This window comes from Micromonospora sp. NBC_01699 (assembly GCF_036250065.1).
In the GTDB taxonomy this organism is placed as follows: Bacteria; Actinomycetota; Actinomycetes; order Mycobacteriales; family Micromonosporaceae; genus Micromonospora_G.
Genome location: NZ_CP109199.1, coordinates 3,697,386 through 3,714,501, shown reverse-complemented (window position 1 = coordinate 3,714,501; position 17,116 = coordinate 3,697,386). Strand labels below are relative to the sequence as shown.

General features: G+C 70.6%; 17 protein-coding genes. 3 read left to right on the top strand and 14 right to left on the bottom strand.

What is annotated here, in order from left to right:
* The 11 genes from OG792_RS16205 to ssuE form a co-directional block, all read right to left on the bottom strand.
* A complete protein-coding gene (locus tag OG792_RS16205; protein WP_329110525.1) occupies positions 1-600 on the bottom strand; it encodes a MerR family transcriptional regulator in 600 nt (199 codons plus the stop codon).
* Between the two features lie 190 nt (positions 601-790).
* Complete coding sequence (locus OG792_RS16200) at positions 791-1,255, bottom strand: bifunctional nuclease family protein (RefSeq protein ID WP_329110524.1); 465 nt, start codon at positions 1,253-1,255, stop codon at positions 791-793.
* A 215-nt stretch (positions 1,256-1,470) separates the two neighbouring features.
* On the bottom strand, positions 1,471-2,178 hold the full coding sequence (ftsR, locus tag OG792_RS16195) for a transcriptional regulator FtsR (RefSeq protein WP_329111289.1): 708 nt from the start codon (positions 2,176-2,178) through the stop codon (positions 1,471-1,473).
* A 56-nt stretch (positions 2,179-2,234) separates the two neighbouring features.
* Complete coding sequence (gene odhI / locus OG792_RS16190; protein WP_121161321.1) at positions 2,235-2,687, bottom strand: oxoglutarate dehydrogenase inhibitor Odhl; 453 nt, start codon at positions 2,685-2,687, stop codon at positions 2,235-2,237.
* Positions 2,688-2,898: 211 nt separating this feature from the next.
* Positions 2,899-3,279 carry a glycine cleavage system protein GcvH gene (gcvH, locus tag OG792_RS16185; RefSeq protein ID WP_329110520.1) on the bottom strand — a complete coding sequence of 127 codons (381 nt, stop codon included), beginning with the start codon at positions 3,277-3,279 and terminating at the stop codon, positions 2,899-2,901.
* Positions 3,280-3,343: 64 nt separating this feature from the next.
* Positions 3,344-4,345 carry a DUF881 domain-containing protein gene (locus OG792_RS16180; protein WP_329110518.1) on the bottom strand — a complete coding sequence of 334 codons (1,002 nt, stop codon included), beginning with the start codon at positions 4,343-4,345 and terminating at the stop codon, positions 3,344-3,346.
* Between the two features lie 10 nt (positions 4,346-4,355).
* Positions 4,356-4,688, bottom strand: coding sequence for a small basic family protein (locus OG792_RS16175; RefSeq protein WP_329110516.1), 333 nt, complete (start codon positions 4,686-4,688; stop codon positions 4,356-4,358).
* Entirely contained in the window at positions 4,685-5,617 is a 933-nt protein-coding gene (locus tag OG792_RS16170) for a DUF881 domain-containing protein (protein ID WP_329110513.1), read from the bottom strand. The genes OG792_RS16175 and OG792_RS16170 overlap by 4 nt, the downstream gene beginning before the upstream one ends.
* Entirely contained in the window at positions 5,614-6,255 is a 642-nt protein-coding gene (locus tag OG792_RS16165) for a CDP-alcohol phosphatidyltransferase family protein (protein WP_442932424.1), read from the bottom strand. The genes OG792_RS16170 and OG792_RS16165 overlap by 4 nt, the downstream gene beginning before the upstream one ends.
* A 767-nt stretch (positions 6,256-7,022) precedes the next feature.
* Positions 7,023-8,192: an LLM class flavin-dependent oxidoreductase gene (locus OG792_RS16160; protein WP_329110512.1), complete on the bottom strand. Its 1,170-nt coding sequence runs from the start codon at positions 8,190-8,192 to the stop codon at positions 7,023-7,025.
* A 54-nt stretch (positions 8,193-8,246) separates the two neighbouring features.
* Complete coding sequence (gene ssuE, locus OG792_RS16155) at positions 8,247-8,798, bottom strand: NADPH-dependent FMN reductase (RefSeq protein ID WP_329110511.1); 552 nt, start codon at positions 8,796-8,798, stop codon at positions 8,247-8,249.
* 461 nt (positions 8,799-9,259) lie between these two features.
* On the opposite strand from ssuE, the gene OG792_RS16150 reads away from it, so the two are divergent.
* The 3 genes from OG792_RS16150 to OG792_RS16140 are packed head-to-tail and all read left to right on the top strand — an operon-like array spanning position 9,260 to position 11,810.
* Complete coding sequence (locus OG792_RS16150) at positions 9,260-10,240, top strand: aliphatic sulfonate ABC transporter substrate-binding protein (RefSeq protein ID WP_329110510.1); 981 nt, start codon at positions 9,260-9,262, stop codon at positions 10,238-10,240.
* On the top strand, positions 10,237-11,097 hold the full coding sequence (locus OG792_RS16145; protein ID WP_329110509.1) for an ABC transporter permease subunit: 861 nt from the start codon (positions 10,237-10,239) through the stop codon (positions 11,095-11,097). Before OG792_RS16150 ends, OG792_RS16145 begins: the two co-directional genes overlap by 4 nt.
* Positions 11,064-11,810, top strand: coding sequence for an ABC transporter ATP-binding protein (locus OG792_RS16140; RefSeq protein WP_329110507.1), 747 nt, complete (start codon positions 11,064-11,066; stop codon positions 11,808-11,810). Before OG792_RS16145 ends, OG792_RS16140 begins: the two co-directional genes overlap by 34 nt.
* A gap of 8 nt (positions 11,811-11,818) precedes the next feature.
* On the opposite strand, the gene OG792_RS16135 is transcribed toward OG792_RS16140, so the two are convergent.
* Genes OG792_RS16135 through OG792_RS16125 form a run of 3 tightly spaced genes read right to left on the bottom strand, consistent with a single transcriptional unit; the run spans position 11,819 to position 17,048 of the window.
* Positions 11,819-13,789: an ABC transporter ATP-binding protein gene (locus OG792_RS16135; RefSeq protein ID WP_329110506.1), complete on the bottom strand. Its 1,971-nt coding sequence runs from the start codon at positions 13,787-13,789 to the stop codon at positions 11,819-11,821.
* A complete protein-coding gene (locus tag OG792_RS16130; protein WP_329110505.1) occupies positions 13,786-15,618 on the bottom strand; it encodes an ABC transporter ATP-binding protein in 1,833 nt (610 codons plus the stop codon). Before OG792_RS16130 ends, OG792_RS16135 begins: the two co-directional genes overlap by 4 nt.
* Positions 15,615-17,048 (bottom strand): LLM class flavin-dependent oxidoreductase, encoded by a 1,434-nt coding sequence (locus OG792_RS16125; protein ID WP_329110503.1) that lies wholly within the window; start codon positions 17,046-17,048, stop codon positions 15,615-15,617. Before OG792_RS16125 ends, OG792_RS16130 begins: the two co-directional genes overlap by 4 nt.
* Positions 17,049-17,116: the final 68 nt, after the last annotated feature.

Here is a 17,116-nt window from a genome sequence, read left to right as displayed (position 1 = left end):
TCAGCCGGCCCGTCGCCGAGCCCGCCGGGCAGCCAACTCATCCCCGGACCCGGCCGGCTCCGCTGGCACACCGATCGGCTGCACACCCCCGGCCGGCTCCGCCGGCAGATGCGACAACGACCCCTGGATCTCCTTGAACGCACCACCGATGGCGATCCCGAACACGCCCTGGCCGCCCTGCAACAGGTCGACGACCTCCTCGGGGGACCGGCACTCGTACACCGTCGTACCATCCGAGATCAACGTGATGCCGGCGAGATCCCCGACCCCGCGCGACCGCAACGCCTCGATCGCCTTCCGGATGTTCTGCAACGACACCCCGGCGTCAAGCAACCGCTTGACCACCTTGAGCACCACCAGATCCCGGAACGAATAAAGCCGCTGCGTACCCGAACCCGACGCGTCCCGGATACTCGGCACCACCAACGTCGTACGCGCCCAGTAGTCCAACTGCCGGTAACTGATACCCACCGCGGAACAGGCCGTCACCCCGCGGTACCCGACCGCACCGTCGCCCTCCACGAAGGGATCAACCGGCCCGCCGCCGTCAGTGTGGCGATGATCTGATGTCCCCGGATCAGGGTCCTGTGGCTCGTGCATCCGGACAACCTCCCCGCCAGTGCGGTGACACGTCGTTTCCGGGACGTGCACCCCTCGACAAGGCAACCCTATAGCGACACCGAACCGAAAAGCCGCAGCAACCAGCGCGACACGCCGCACACACGGCACCACACGCCGCACCGGGGCACGTCAACGCACAACCGGAACCCCGGCGCGGGGCCCCGCACGATCAACCCGCGAAATCCTCCGGCTGAACCTGCTCCAGAAACTCCCGGAACTTCTCGACCTCGTCCTCCTGCTCATCAGGAATAACGATCCCGGCCTCGCTCAGCACCTGCTCCGCGCACCTGATCGGCGCACCCACCCGCAACGCCAACGCGATCGAGTCACTCGGCCGCGCCGAAACCCGCAGCCCATCCCCGATCAACAGGTCGGCGTAGTAGACGTTCTCCTTCAACTCGGTGATCTCCACCGCCCGCAACGGCGCCTCCAGCGCCGCCAGGATGTCCCGCAACAGATCATGGGTCAACGGCCGCGCCGGCTTGACCCCCTGCTGCTCGTACGCGATCGCGGTCGCCTCCACCGCACCGATCCAGATCGGCAGGTAACGGTCACCCTCGACCTCCCTGAGCAGGACGATCGGCTGGTTGCTGGGCAGCTCCACCCGAACCCCGACCACGCTCAGCTCGCGCACCGCCGCCTCCGTGTCGTTGTGTCTTCCCCAGCACCGTGACCCGGCGACCAAACCACTGCGCCACCGCGACCGGCCCCTTCACCTGCACGGTACACGGGCCGCGAGACAGCCGTCCCACGCGCGCCGCCGCACCGTCGCACGCCCCACAGGGGTTACCCCGCGAAGCCTACGGCACGCCCGCGACCGCAGATCTTTCCCACCGCACCGACGCCGGATCAACGACCCAACATCGTCCGCAACCCCACCCGCACCAGAGCCGCGTGCAACTGCTGCGACAACCCGACCAACTCCCGCGCGGCCTCCGCCGCCCGAGCCCGCGCCGCCGGATCATTCTGCCGAGCCAACGGCGCGATCAGCTGCTCGAACAAACCCACCTCACGATCCGCCGCCGACCGGAACGCCCGCAGATGACGAGGCTCCAACCCGTAGGCCGCCAACCCCGCCACCGCCTGCGCGATCGCCAACGCATCCGAGTCGTACCACCCCGGCGGCCGGGACACGATCAACCCCAACCGCTCCAACTCCGTCAACGTCACATCGTCGATCCCCGTACGCGCCACCAGATCCGACCGGGTCACCCGCGTATCCGCCGACTCCACCGGACCCGAAACAGCACCGTCCCGACCCGGAACCTCACCCGCCGGACCAACCGCCACCAACGCCGGCCGCTGCCGCCCCGGAACCTCCGGCTCCTGCTCCAGACCCTCCAACTGCTGCCGAATCACCCGCAACGGCAGATACTGATCCCGCTGCGCGGTCAACACGAACCGCAGCCGCGCCACGTCCTCCCAGCTGTACTTCCGGTAGCCGGCCGGCGTCCGCTGCGGCTCGACCAGACCCTCGGCCTCCAAGAACCGCAGCTTCGAAATCGTCGTGTCGGGAAACTCCACCCGCAGTTGAGCCAGCACCTCACCGATGCTCATCAGCGGCTGGGCCCGGCCGGCCGAAGCCGTGGGCGCAGCCGCTGCCGCACGCTCATTCACCCCCGGCCGGCCTCCTCCTCCGGGCGCGGACCGGCGATAAAGACCAACCGGAACTTGCCGATCTGCACCTCGTCGCCATTGCTCAAGGTAGCCGCCTCGACCCGCTCCCGATTGACGTACGTGCCGTTCAAACTCCCCACATCGCGGACGGTGAACGTACCCCCGTCCCGGTGGAACTCGGCATGCCGCCGCGACACCGTCACGTCGTCGAGGAAGATGTCACTGTCAGGATGCCGACCACTGGTCGTCACGTCGTGGTCCAACAGGAACCGGGCCCCGGCATTCGGACCACGCCGAACGACGAGCAACGCCATGCCCGGAGGCAACGACCCCGACATCCGGCTCGGCACAACATCGGCATCCGGTCCCTCCAGCACTTCGTCCAGTGCACCGAGGTTGAGCGTCGATGTGACGTCGAGTGGGGGGAACTCGTCGTCTGGGCGCGTCATGGGACCACCTCACGGATCTGTTCGGTCGGCGTCGGGGGTGGCGGGTCTGGCCGCCGGGCTCTAAAGCCCAGCGGCTGGCTCACCCGTGCCAGGGAAGGCAATTCCACAACGCGCAACTATTGGATTCTCGGTCGACTGAGCGAGCCTAGCCAGCGCCGAAATACAGGGCAACCAGACGCGCGGACACAACCCGGCCCGAGCGCGCCCACACTCAGCTTTCGGTCAATTCCCGGTACGCCGCCGCGGTCAGCAGACCATCGACCGCCGCCGGCCCACCCGGAGCGATCTCCAGCAACCAACCCGCACCGTACGGGTCACTGTTGATCAACTCCGGCGTATCGCCGAGATCGGCGTTACGCGCCACCACAGTGCCACTCACCGGGGCGTAGATCTCCGAAACACTCTTCGTCGACTCGATCTCACCCAACGACTCACCCGCCTCGACCGTGGCACCCTCGTCCGGAAGCTGCACGTAGACGATGTCACCCAGCGCATCCTGCGCGAAGTGGGTAATGCCCACCCGCACCGATCCACTACCGTCGCCCGCCACCCACTCGTGCTCGGCCGTGTAACGCAGGTCCTCAGGAATCACCAGCCGCGTCCTTCGTCGTCGCTCTGATCGGTAACCGCACCCCACAAGGTACGGCCGCGCCCGGTCAGGAGACCGGGCGCGCGTGCTTCAGGTCCAACGGAGCGCTCAGGGTCGACACGTCGACCACCTCCCGCTCTTGGACGGTCACGTTACCGCCGTCCCCACTGACCGACGCCACCACCCCGCCCGGAATGTTCAACGCGGTCCGCATCGTCGATGGATCACCGATCACCGTGATCGTGTACGGACCAACCAACTTCCGCCCACTCACCGTGATACCCCCATCCCCATCCAGGAAGAAAGTGCTGGCCACGATGCGTACCACCGCACCCCCACCGGCGATCTGCATCGCCTCCGCACCCGCCCCACGCAACTCCTGTACCGCGTCGAGCACCGTCGCCGCCTCGATCGACTTCGACCCCGCCGAGAACCGCACCGTCAACCCCGGACCCCGCGCCGGCAACGTACCCGCCAAAATACCCAGCTCGTCAGCCCGCCGCGTCGCCTCGTCCAACGCCGCCTGCCGCCCCAGCGCACCCGAGGCAAGCTGCCGCTGACTCTCCTCCAGACCCGCCACGTCCTGACGCAGCCGCTCCTCCTGCGACTCCAGATCCGACAGAATCCGCACCAGATCCTCCTGCCGCGTCGCCGCCAGCTCCGGATCCGCCGAATTCGTCTTCAACTGCACCACCAGCGTGAACCCGAGCAGAGCCAGCAGCACCGCGATGATCACACTCGCACCACTCCAACGCGACCGAAACGACAAACCCCGCACCGCACCACCGGCCGCCGCGACCGGCTCCTCCCGCGGATCGTCGTCGACCACCCCGGCATCCACCACCGGACGCTCCCCGCCGCCCACCGACCGACGCACCGCCGCCAGGTCGACCGTCGGCCCGTCGCCGACCCCGTCGACCCCCGGCACCGCCGCCGACTCCGGCCCACCCCGCGTACCCTCGGCCGAGGCCCGCTCCGCCGGACCCGCCGACGACCGATCCACCGGACCCGACCCACCGGGTACGGACGCGTCCGGGTCGGACCCCGACTGTCGCTGCTCGTCGCTCATCGTCAGAAACCTACGCCCGGAACAGGTGCCGACGGATCGCCGCCACATTGCCGAAGATCCGGACACCGAGCACGACCACCACACCGGTGGACAACTGACCACCCACACCGAGCTGGTCACCCAGATACACGATCACACCCGCCACCAGCACATTCGAAATGAACGAGATCACGAACTGCTTGTCGTCGAAGATCCCGTCGAGCTTCGCCCGCACCCCACCGAACACCGCGTCCAGCGCCGCGACCACCGCGATCGGCAGATACGGCTGCAACGCCGCCGGCACCGTCGGGTCCAGCACCACGCCGAGCACCACGCCGGCGAGCAACGCGAGTACGGGGATCATCGGCCGCCTCCGGACGGGCTGAGGGATGACCCGGCGCCAGGCGACGCCGGACTGTTCGAACGCGCCGCCCCGGAAGGCGACGCAGACGGCGACACGGAGGGAACCGCGTACCGCAGTTGAGGTTCACTCGCCGCCGGCAACAACAGGTCGTCGACCTCCCGCACCCCGAACGACATACCGTGCTCGGCCGCGACCTGACGCAACACGTTCGCCGCGTCACTGGCCCGGAACCGACGCTCCAACTGACCCGGCCCGATCGCCGACACCTCGTACGGCCCGGTCACCGGCCGGAAATCCACCAGGATCGCACCACCGGCGGCCCGGATCGTCGACGTCGCCGTCAGCCGCTGACCATTGATCGAAATCGCCTCCGCGCCCGCACTCCACAGGGCGTTCGCGATGTCCTGTAGATCCCGGTCGAGCACCCTACCGAGATTCGTACCACCGGCACCCGTCACCGCGTCCGCCTCCGACGGCCCGTCGGCGACCCGGACCACCACACCGTCACCCCGTACCCGACCCAGACCGGTCACCGCCTCCAGATCACGCAACCGCGCCGCGTCACTGCCCGACAACGCCGCGTCCCGCTGCCGGTTCACGTCCGCGCGCAACTCGTCGGCCCGCCGGGTCAACTGATCGGTCTCGCTCTCCCGCTGCTTGATCTGCGCCACCAACCCGGCCCGCGCCTGACTGCGCCCCGGCTCCCCCTCGATCGTCTGCCGGTACGCGATGGCCAGCAGGAAACCGAGCGCGGCCAGGGTGATCACGGTCACCACCCGGATGGTGGACCGCCGCCACCCGGTCGGCCCCCGACCCGCACGTCGGCTCTCCGCCGCATCCGAGTAACCGGGATCGAGCGGATTGCGGAACAGTTCCGTGAGGAAGTCCGGCGCGTACGTGCGCTCCGGACCGGGTCCGGCGGTGCTCATCCGGCCTCCCGACGGAAGGTACGGATCAGCCGCGCGGCCTGGATCAGGTAGAACACCCCGGCGGCCCAGTAGAGAACCAGCCCCCACCAGGCCAGCCCCCAACCGATCGCGCCGGCAGCGGTCGCGGCGCCCGGCACCGCGTCGGCAAGCAGCAGCGTCGGGAACGCGGCGAGCAGAACGAACGTGGCGGTCTTACCGAGATAGTGCACCGGCGGCGGACCGTACCCGTAGCGGCGCAGGACCACCAGGGAAACCAGCAGCACCAGCTCGCGGGCGAGCAGCGCGGCGGTGAATTCCCACGGCACGATCTCACGGATGGTGAACCCCACCAGCGTGGCCAGGATGTAGAGCCGGTCGGCGGTCGGGTCGAGCAACTCCCCCAGCCGGCTGACCTGACGCAGCCGGCGGGCGACGTAACCATCGACCCAGTCGGTGGTCCCGCCGACCGCGAGGACCACCAGGGCCGCGACGTCCGCGTGCGGCCCCAACAGCAGATAGAGAAAAAGAGGTACGCCGAGCAGCCGGGCGAAGCTGATCAGGTTGGGAATGGTGAGCACCCGGGTCGCCGCGTCCTGGGACTGGGCGGCGGTGCCCCCGGTTGGCTGGGCGTCGTCTGCCCGCGCCGGCCGACGCGACACCGAACCTCCCTCTGCGGCTGGTCCGGCGCCCGCTGACACGGGTCGTCCCGGGACCTGCACGCTCCGGCCGGTGTTCCCGAGGCCCCTGCGTGACCTCGTGATCGTGCCGGCTCCCTGACGCAGTCGCCGTGGCCCGCGTATGGCGGACATCCGGGGCTGCTGATTTGCGGTGTCACTATATCCGTCCCCTGCTGGCGATCCGTCCCCTGCTGGCGGCCCACGGGCGCCGAGGCGGGTCGTTGTCACGTGACGAGCGGCACAACCCGTAGTTCGTCCTAGGATGCTAGTTAGATAGCGACTCGATCCGGTGGGCAAAGACGCAGGTACCGGGGCGGCCGTTCGGAGCGGCCGGCTCTCAGGCGGGATGCGCTCGACCTCGATGGCGAGGGCGCCGAGGGCTTCCTCCTCGGGCCCGTAGAGCGTCGGATGTTGGCGAGTTGCTGGTGGCGGGGGCTGTCGGGGTTGACCTTGGCGGGGCCTTCGGTGTCGAGCATCTACTCGAACGACTCGTACCGGGTCACTCTTCACGGCGCGACGATCTTGCACTTGTGGTGGCGAACAAATCCGGATGAGGACCCTAATCCGGGCACCACAAGTGCAAGATCGCCGGCGAAACGGTGGAAACGGTGGAGTGGGCGCGACGGTGGAGTGGGGATCGGCGGGAGGTAGGGGTTACTCGACTGGACGATCTTCGCCCGGTGGTCTCGCCTCTTCCCTGCGCCGCCACCCCCGGTGGTACCCACCGGGGGTGGCGGCCACCGGTGGGTTCAGCTCGGCGAGCTGGTCGCCGGCTCGGGGGCGGCGAACGGCACCGCGGCCGCTACCGGCTCCGGGTCCCCCACCGGGTGCCGCCACAGACCGCGCTGACGCAGGATCGGCAGCACACCCTCACCGAACCAGTACGCCTCCTCCACGTGCGGATGCCCGGAGAGGATGAACTCGGTGATGCCCAGGGCGTGGTACTCCGCAATCCGGTCGGCGATCTCGGTGTGGCTGCCGACCAGCGCCGTACCGGCTCCGCCGCGGACCAGGCCCACGCCGGCCCAGAGGTTGGGCGCGATCTCCAACCCGTCCCGCGAGCCACCGTGCAGCGCGATCATCCGACGCTGACCCTCGGACTCGCTGCGCGCCAACCCGGCCTGGACCGCCTTGATGTCCGCCTCCGGGATGCCGTCGAGCAGCCGCTGGGCCTGGGCCCACGCCTGCTCCGAGGTGTCCCGGGCGATCACGTGCAACCGGATGCCGAAGCGGAGTTCCCGACCGGCCTCGGCGGCGAGGCCCCGGATCCAGGCCAGCTTCTCGGCCACCTGCGCGGGCGGCTCACCCCAGGTCAGGTAGACGTCGGAGTGGGCGACCGCGACCGGGCCGGCCGCCTTCGACGACCCACCGAAGTAGATCGGCGGGACCGGGTCGGGCAGCCGGCCCAGCTTCGCCTGCTCGACGCGTACGTGTGGGCCGTCGTGGGTCACCGTCTCACCGCGCCACAGCGCCCGCACCACGTGCAGGAACTCGTCCGTACGGGCGTACCGGGCGTCCTTGTCGAGAAAGTCGCCGTACGCCCGCTGTTCGTGGCTCTCGCCACCGGTCACGACGTTGAGCAGCAGCCGGCCGTTGGACAGCCGCTGGAAGGTGGAGGCCATCTGGGCGGCGAGCGTCGGTGAGAGCATGCCGGGGCGGAACGCGACCAGGAACTTCAGCCGCTCGGTGACCTCCGACAGCATGGCGGTGGCCAGCCAGGCGTCCTCGCACCAGGCGCCGGTCGGGGTGAGCGCGCCCTCGAAGCCGAGTTGTTCCGCGGTACGGGCGATCTGGCCGAGGTAGGCGACCGTCGCCGGTCGGGCGCCGCCCGCCGTACCGGCGGCCAGCCCGTGCCCGCCGCCGACGATGTCGCGGCTGTCGCCGTAGGTGGGTAGGAACCAGTGGAAGGTCAGTGCCATGGTGCTCTCTTTTCGATCCGGGTGGGGCCTGCGGTACGGAGGGTCGGTCGGGGTTCAGGCCGCGATCGGCAGCCCGCGGGGAACCAGGGCCGCGGCGAAGGTGTCCAGCACCGCGTGCAGCGCCGGGGCGACGGTCGCCTCGACCTCGGTGGCGCCGTCGGCTCCGGTCAGGATCAGCTGGTCGAGCAGGAAGTAGCCGGGCACGATGTGCGCCGCGCCCATCGCGTTGAGCACCGGGCGCATCGCGTAGTCGATCGCCAGTACGTGGGCCAGCGTCCCGCCGGTGGCCAGTGGCAGCACCACCTTGCCGGCGAGCGCGTACTGCGGCAGCAGGTCGAGCAGTGCCTTCAGGGCGCCGCTGTAGGACGCCTTGTAGACCGGTGTCGCGACGAGCAGGCCGTCGGCGGCGGCGAGTGCGTCCGCCACCGCGGTGATCGCCGGGTGGTCCGGGTCGGCGCCGAGCAACGCGTCCGGCGGCAGGTCCCGGATCGACAGCGAGCTGACCCGGTGCCCGCCGTCGGTGAGCCGTCCGGCGAGCAGCTCGACCAGCCGCGCGGTACGCGAGGTGGCCGACGGCGAGCCGGAGATGGCGAGGATGGTGGACATGCGCTCTCCTCGGGTCGTGACGGCACGCCGGGCGGGGACGGGGGACGCCGCTGGATGGATCTTCCCGCAGCTTATCTATAATTCCTATCGGTTGAGTAGACCTCTCGGCCAACTTGATCAAGTCTGGTCGGGTGATGCGCGGCACCGGGCTCCGGCTCGCCCCCGGATCGACCCGGGGTTCGAATACCGATTTTTTCTATCGGTGGAATAGGACAAGCCGCCCGAGCGGTGCCCGGCCCACTCCTTGCCGGGCACATATTTCGGCAGCTCATGACGGGTCTGATGGGGTCACGCGGCGGGTGACGGATTGCCGGCCGACGAGCCACCGGAGCACGCAGTGACGTGTGTCACAGGACATTGACGGGGTCGGGCGGCCGCCCAAAGCATGGTCGCCGGCAGCCACCGCCACGCTTCCACCACTGTGGAGCGCCCACCACCCTCGACGCTCCGGGAGTTCACTCATGTCGATCGCCGCGCCTACCGGCAGCCGAAGCTGGCGACGGATACTGGCCGTCGCCCTCAGCGTGGGCCTGCTCGCCACCGTCGGCGTGGTCGCCGGCTGCGGCGACGCCGACGAGGCCTCGAACGCGGAGTCACCACTGCGGGTGGGCTACCAGCGGTTCGGCGGCCTGAGTCTGGTCAAGGCGCGGGACGCGGCCGCCGGCACCAGCTGGTCGCTGTTCGAAAGCGGCCCGGCACTGACCGAGGCGTTCAAGGCCGACGCGATCGACATCGGCCAGGTCGGCGAGGCGCCACCGATCTTCGCCGCCGCCGGCAAGATCCCGTTCAAGATCATCGGCACCTCGGCCGAGATCCCCGAGGGCGAGGCCGTGCTGGTCAAGGAGGGCAGCGGAATCAACAGCTTCGCCGACCTCAGGGGCCGTACGGTCGCGCTGAACAAGGGCTCGAACGTGCACTGGCTGCTGGTGCGGCTGCTTGAGGCGAACAACATGACCCTCGCCGACATCCAGGTCAAGTATCTCAAGCCGGCCGAGGGTCGACCGGCGTTCGACGCCGGGCAGGTCGACGCGTGGATCATCTGGGACCCGTACTTCGCGCTCGCCGAACAGCCGGGGGTGAAGATCCTGGCCAACGCGACCGGGCTGGCCGGCAACCGGGAGTACCTGCTGGTCTCCCCCGAGGCGCTGAAGAACAAGCCCGAGCAGATCCGGGCGTTCCTCCAGACCTACCGCGAGGTCACCGACTGGGGCATCGCCAACCCGGTCGACCGGGCGAAGATCCTGGCTCCCGAACTGAAGATCCCGGAGGATGTCACCACCCGCGCGCTGGCCCGCAGCGCCCGCCCGCTGGCCCCGGTCACCCCGGCGATCGGCGACGAACTCCAGGCCATCGCGGACGGCTTCACCAAGCTCGAACTCATCCCCACCTCGATCGACATGCGCGACCGGGTCGACGGCCGGTTCGCCGAGGTACTCGGATGACCCGTCCCGCGCCGGCGCCGACCACCACCGTCCCGGACGGTTCGGCCGCCGCGCCCGTACCGGCACCGTCGGGGCGCAGGCGCCGACGCCGTACGGGTGCGCGGTGGCGACGGGTGATCAGCCCGTTGGTGCTCGTACTCGGTTGGGAACTGGCCTCGCGGGCCGGGCTGCTGGCACCGGAGAAGCTCTCCGCGCCCAGCGAGGTGCTGCGGACCGGCTGGCGACTGGCCGTCGACGGGATCCTCTGGACCCACCTGACCGACTCGCTCACCCGGGCGGCGATCGGGCTGGCCATCGGCGGCACCCTCGGGGTGCTGCTCGGCGCCGTGGCGGGGCTGCTCCGGATCGGCGACGACCTGGTCGACCCACCGGTGCAGATGGCCCGGATGCTGCCCCACCTCGGCCTGGTCCCGCTGCTCATCATCTGGGTCGGCATCGGCGAGTCGCTGAAGATCACCCTGGTCTGCCTGGGCGCCTTCTTCCCGATCTACTTCAACATGTACGCCGGCATCCGCGACATCGACGTACGCCTGGTCGAGGCGGCCCGCACCTGCGGTCTGAACGCGATCCAGCGGATCCGGCACGTGATCCTGCCCGGCGCGCTGCCGGCCCTCTTTCTCGGCCTGCGGCTGGCCATCGGAGCCGCCTGGCTGAGCCTGGTGGTCGGCGAACAGGTCAACGCCCAGACCGGCATCGGCTTCCTGATGATGGAGGCCCGGGAGTTCAGCCAGACCGACGTGGTGGTGCTCGGGCTGCTCATCTACGCGCTGCTCGGGCTGCTCTCCGACGTGGCGCTGCGGATGCTGGAGAGGAGGGCGTTGACATGGCGGACCGGCGTGCACGTGCAGGCGAGTTGAGCCCGGCCGGTGACCGGGCGCCGGTGGTGGTCGCGACCGGGGTCCGGCGGGACTTCGACGGCACCGTGGTACTCGACGGGGTGGACCTGAGCATCCGGCCGGGCGAGGTGGTGGCGCTGCTCGGCGGCTCCGGCTCCGGCAAGAGCACCCTGCTGCGGGCACTGGCCGGGCTCGACCCCGAGGCCGGCGGCACCATCGAGGTACGGGGTCGGCCGGCGGTCGTGTTCCAGGAGCACCGGCTGCTGCCGTGGAAACGCGTCGGCGACAACGTCGGGCTCGGCCTGACCGGTCCGGACGTACGCGACCGGGTCCGGGCGGCGCTGACCGAGGTCGGCCTCGCCGACCGGGACCGGGCCTGGCCGGCGCAGCTCTCCGGCGGCCAGGCGCAGCGGGTGGCGGTCGCCCGCGCCCTGGTCCGGGAACCCGAGGTGCTGCTGCTGGACGAGCCGTTCGGGGCGCTCGACGCGCTGACCCGGCTGCGGATGCAGGGCCTGCTCGGTCGGCTGCGGGCCGAGCACGGCTTCGCCGCCCTGCTGGTCACCCACGACGTCGACGAGGCGCTGCTGCTCGCCGACCGGACGCTGGTGCTCGAACACGGCCGGATCGTCGAGGACGCGCCCGTACCGCTGCCCCACCCGCGGGCCCACGACGATCCCGGCTTCGGCGGTCTGCGCCGGCACCTGCTGGACCGGCTCGGCGTTCCGGTGGCCTGACGCCGGGGTCAGGTGGGGTGGTTGGCCCCGGCGGCCCAGGTGGCGAACATCCGCGCGTAGGGGCCGTCGTGGGCGAGCAACTCCCGGTGGGAGCCGGACTCGGCGATGCCGTGGTCGTCGATCACGATGATCCGGTCGGCCCGCGCGGCGGTGGAGAGCCGGTGCGCGACCAGGATCGCGGTACGCCCGTCGAGCAGTACGTCCAGCGCCGCCTCGACCCGCAGCTCCGACTGGAGGTCCAGGTTGGCGGTCGCCTCGTCCAGCAGCACCACCCGGGGCTGGGCCAGGAAGGCACGGGCCAGCGCGAGCAGTTGCCGCTCCCCGGAGGAGACCGACTGGCCGCGTTCGTGCAGCGGCGTCGCCAGGCCCAGCGGTGACCGTTCGACCAGGTCCCGCAGGCCGACCGCGTCCACCGCGGCCCACACCTCGTCGTCGGTCGCCTCCGGGCGGGCGAACGCCACGTTGTCCCGGATCGAGCCGGCGAACAGGAACGGCTCCTGCGGCACCACGCCGATCTGCCGGCGCAACGAGGCGAGGGTGACCCCGCGCAGGTCGTGGCCGTCGATCAGGACCCGGCCGGCGTCCGGGTCGTAGAGCCGGGTGACCAGTTTCGCCAGGGTCGACTTGCCCGCGCCGGTCGGCCCCACGCAGGCGACGGTCTCGCCGGCCGCGATCCGCAGGCTGATCCCGCGCAGCACCGGCCGGGCCGGGTCGTAGCCGAAGGTCACCCGGTCGAACTCGATCTCCCCGTCGACCGGGGGCAGCGCGACCGCGTCCGGCGCCTCGGCCACGCTCGGCTGGGTCTGTAGCAGTTCGCGCAGTTTGCTCACGGCCGCCCGACCCTGCTGGTAGCTGGTGTAGAGCGCGACGAGCTGCTGCACCGGCTGGAAGAAGGCGTTGAGGTAGAGCACGAACGCGGTCAGCTCACCGATGCTCAGCTCGCCGCGCAACACCATCCGGCCGCCGATCAGCAGCAGCGCGGCCAGCCCGAGCAGGCCGATCGCCGAGCTGCCCGGCCCGTAGATGGCGCTGATGTGCCCGGTGAAGTCGTTGGCGTCCCGGTAGCGGCCGACCACCTCCCGGTGGGCCAACACGTTGCGATCCTGCCGGTTGTGCGCGGTCACCACGCGTACGCCGTGCAGGCCCTCGGCGAGGTCGGAGAACATCGCGGCCACGGCGTCGCGCTGCCGCCGGTAGCCACGGTCGGAGGCGACCCGGAACCAGATCGAGGCGGCGGCCAGCGGCGGCAGGACCAGCACCAGCATGATCAGCGCGAGTTCCGGGTCGTAACCGACCAGCACCCCGACGATGACCAGCATGGTCAGCGCGTGGCCGGCGAACTGGGCCAGGCCGTCCTGGAGGAGCTGTTGCAGTGACTCGATGTCCGAGGTCATCCGGGTCATGGTGACCCCGGCCTTCTCCCGGGTGAAGTAGTCCATGGACAGTCGCTGGAGCTGGGCGAAGACGCGTACGCGCAGGTCACGCATGGCGTACGCGGCCAGCCGGCCGGTCTGCCGGGTGCGCGCCGCCGCGGCCAGCCCACCGGCCAGCACGGTGGCGGCGAACGCGCCGGTGGCCAGCAGCAGCACCGACGGGTCCCTGGCCACGATGCCGTGGTCGATGCCGACCTGCACCAGGTACGGGCCGGCCTGCAACAGCAGCGTCTCCAGCACCACCAGCAGGCAGGCGCCCAGCAGGGTGCCCCGGTAGCGGGCGACGATGGTGGACAGGGTCAGCGGTGGCTCGGCGGGCGGTCGGGCGGTGTACGTGTTCCGCCGCGGTTCGGGGTCGGGTTCGGTCGCCTGTAGCCGGGCCACCCCGGCGAGCAGCTCCTCCGGGATCCCGGCGAACGGCAGCCCGTTGCCGTGGTTGCCCGACTTCCCGCTGCCCCGGCCGGCGCCGATGCCGCCGAGCCCGCCCATCGGGCCGCCGGTCGAACCGCCGCCGGGGCCGCCGAACCCGCCGCCGAACATGCTCATCGGAACACCTCGACCGCCGGCCCGAGACCCTGCCGGGGTGGGCTGCCGGACTCGTCGGTCGGCTCGTCGGGGCCGGTCGGGTTCCGCTCGGCGAGGACCGCCCGGTAGCGGGGTTCGGTGGCGAGCAGGTGGGCGTGGCTGCCCTCGGCCACCACCCGACCCGCCTCCATCAGCACCACCCGGTCGGCGAGCCCGATGGTGGAGAGCCGGTGCGCGACGATCACGGTGGTCCGGCCGCGCATGAGGTCGCGCAGGGCGGCGTGGATCCGGTGTTCGACGGTCACGTCGATGGCACTGGTCGCGTCGTCGAGGACCAGCACCGGCGGGTTGACCAGCAGCGCGCGGGCGATGGCGAGGCGCTGGCGCTGCCCGCCGGACAGGGTGTAACCGCGTTCGCCGACGACCGTGTGGTAGCCGTCCGGCAGGGCCCGGACGAAACCGTCCGCGCCGGCCGCGACCGCCGCCGCGATCACCTCGTCCAGGGTGGCGTCCGGTCGGCCGTAGGCGATGTTGTCCCGGATCGACACCGAGAACAGGAACGGCTCGTCCGGCACGATGCCGACCTGCTCGCGCAGCCCGGCCAGGTCCAGGTCGCGTACGTCGTGCCCGTCGATGCTGACGGTGCCGCTGTCGGCGTCGTAGTAGCGGGCCAGCAGCCGGCCGAGGGTGGACTTGCCCGAGCCGGTGCGGCCGACCACCGCCACCGTCTCACCGGCGCGGACCCGCAGGTCCAGGCCGTCGAGGGCGACGGTGCCGTTCGGGTACGTGAACCGCACGTGTCGCAATTCGAGGTCACCACGGAGGTCGGCGGGCACCGGGTGCGGGGGCGACACCACGTCGGAGCGGGTGTCCAGGATCTCGTAGATCCGTTGGGCGGAGGCCGCCGCCCGCTGCCCCATCATGATCATCATGCCGAGCATCCGGAACGGCGGCTGGAGCATCAGCACATAGGTGTTGAACGCGACGATGGTGCCGACCGTGGTCCGCCCGTCGAGCACCAGCCAGCCGCCGGCCAGCAGCACCAGCGCCAACCCCAACCGGGGCAGGTTCTCGATCAACGGCGACCAGCGGGACCGGATCCGCGCGTCGGTCAGGTACGCCCACCGCACCCGGTCCGCCGCCACGGCGAGGGTGTCGAGCTGACGCCCCTCGGCGGCGAACGCCTTCACGATCCGTACCCCGTTGATGTTCTCGTCGACGACCGTGGCGAGCCCGGCCAGCCGGGCCTGGATCAGCCAGGAGATCGGGAAGATCGCCTTGCGCATGGCCACCCCGAGCAGGCCGATGATCGGCATGGTCACCATCGCGACCAGGGCCAGCGGCACGTTGATCGTGAGCATCAGCACGAACGCGATCCCGGCGATCGTGCACTGCACCAGGATCGACGGCCCGAAGGCGAGGTACATCTGCACCGCCCGGATGTCCGAGCTCGACCGCGACATCAGCTCACCGGTCTGCACCCGGTCGTAGAAGCCGAACGGCATCCGGATCAGGTGGGCGAACATGATGTTGCGCAGGTCGTACTCGATCTCGTACGCGGTGCGCAGCAGGTAGCGCCGGGCCAGGTAGGCGAGGATCGTCTGGGCCAGCGCCAGGACCGCCACCCACCAGACGTACCGGCCCAGGTCACCGCCGCGCGCGATGATCGCGTGGTCGATGCCGAGCCGCATCACGTTGGGGATCTGCACCTGCACGACCAGGCCGGCGAAGGACAGCACCAGCGAGGTCAGCAGCAGCCGCCGGTGCGCCGCCACCAGCGGCAACGCCCGACGCAGCCAGGACTTGGCCGGGTCCGGGTCGATTGCCGCCCGTGGCGCGCGGTAGGTCACGCCCGGCTGCCCGCCGGGGTCAGCCGGAACGGGTCCGCCGGTACCGACAACTGCGCCGGGTCCCGGTAGCGGGCGCCCGGGTGGACGTCGTACAGCCGGGCCTGGCCGGCCCCGAACAGCCGCTCGCGCAGGGTCTCGCCGTCGTCGTACGACTCGCGGTAGCGCCCCCGGCGCCGCAGCTCCGGTACGACCAGCTCGATGAAGTCCTCGGCGGTACCCGGGGTGAGGAACTGGCGCAGGTTGATCCCGTCGATGCCGCCGGTGTCGACCCAGCGCTCCAACTCGTCGGCGACCACCTTCGGGGTGCCGGCGACGAAGAACGGGCCCCGGTTGAACGAGCCGATCTGGTCGAGCACCTCGCCGACGGTCTGCTCCGGCCGGTAGCGGCGGCCGAGCCGCTGGTAGCCGGGGTCCTGCCGGGCGATGATGTCGCCGATCCGCTCGGTAACCGGGTAGCGGGTCCAGTCCAGGCCGGCCCCGGCGTGCGCGAGGTGCCCGTCGACGCTGCGCAGCCGCCGGAACTCGGCCACCTTCCGGTCCACCTCGGCGTCGGTACGCCCGACGATCACCGCCGCCCCGGCGAGGAACTTGATCTGCTCCGGCTCGCGCCCGTACGCCCTGGCCCGGCTGCGGGTGTCGTCGATGTTCGCCCGTACCTCGTCCAGGGTGCTGCCGCCGGTGAACACCGCCTCGGCGTGCCGGGCGGCGAACTCCCTACCGGCGTCGGAGGCGCCCGCCTGGTAGATCACCGGGGTGCGCTGCCGGGACGGCTCGGACAGGTGCGGGCCGGCGACCCGGTAGTGCTCGCCGACGTGGTTGACGTAGCGGACCTTCGCCGGGTCGGTGTACACCCGGTCGGCGCGGTCCTTGATCACCGCGTCATCGTCCCACGACCCCTCCCAGAGCTTGTACAGCACGTCGAGGTACTCGTCGGCGATCGCGTACCGGCGGTCGTGCTCCACCTCGTCGGGCAGGCCGAAGTTGCGGGCCGCGTTGGGCAGGTACGAGGTGACCACGTTCCATGCCACCCTTCCCTTCGTCAGGTGGTCCAGGGTGCTCATCCGGCGCGCGAACGCGAACGGCGGTTCGTAGGTGGTGGAGAAGGTCGCCGCGAACCCGAGGTTACGCGTCACGGCCGCCATAGCGGGGATGACCAGCAGCGGGTCGTTGTTCGGAATCTGCACCGCCTCGCGCAACGCCGTCTCCGGGCCGGACCGGAACCCGTCGTACGCGCCGACCACGTCGGCCAGGAAGACCGCGTCGAAGGTGCCGTACTCAAGCAGCTCGGCCAGCTCGGTCCAGAAATCGATGTCGTTGAAGCGGTGCCGGTTGTTGTCCTCGTGCACCCAGAGGCCGTGCGAGATGTGCCCGACGCAGTTCATCTCGAACAGGTTGACGTGGATCTTCTTCTTGGCCGGGTCAGTGGTCATGTCGGTGTCCTTCGTGAGGTGTGGCGCACCCCTCGCCCCGTAGTTCATCCTAGGAGGCTAGGTGATGA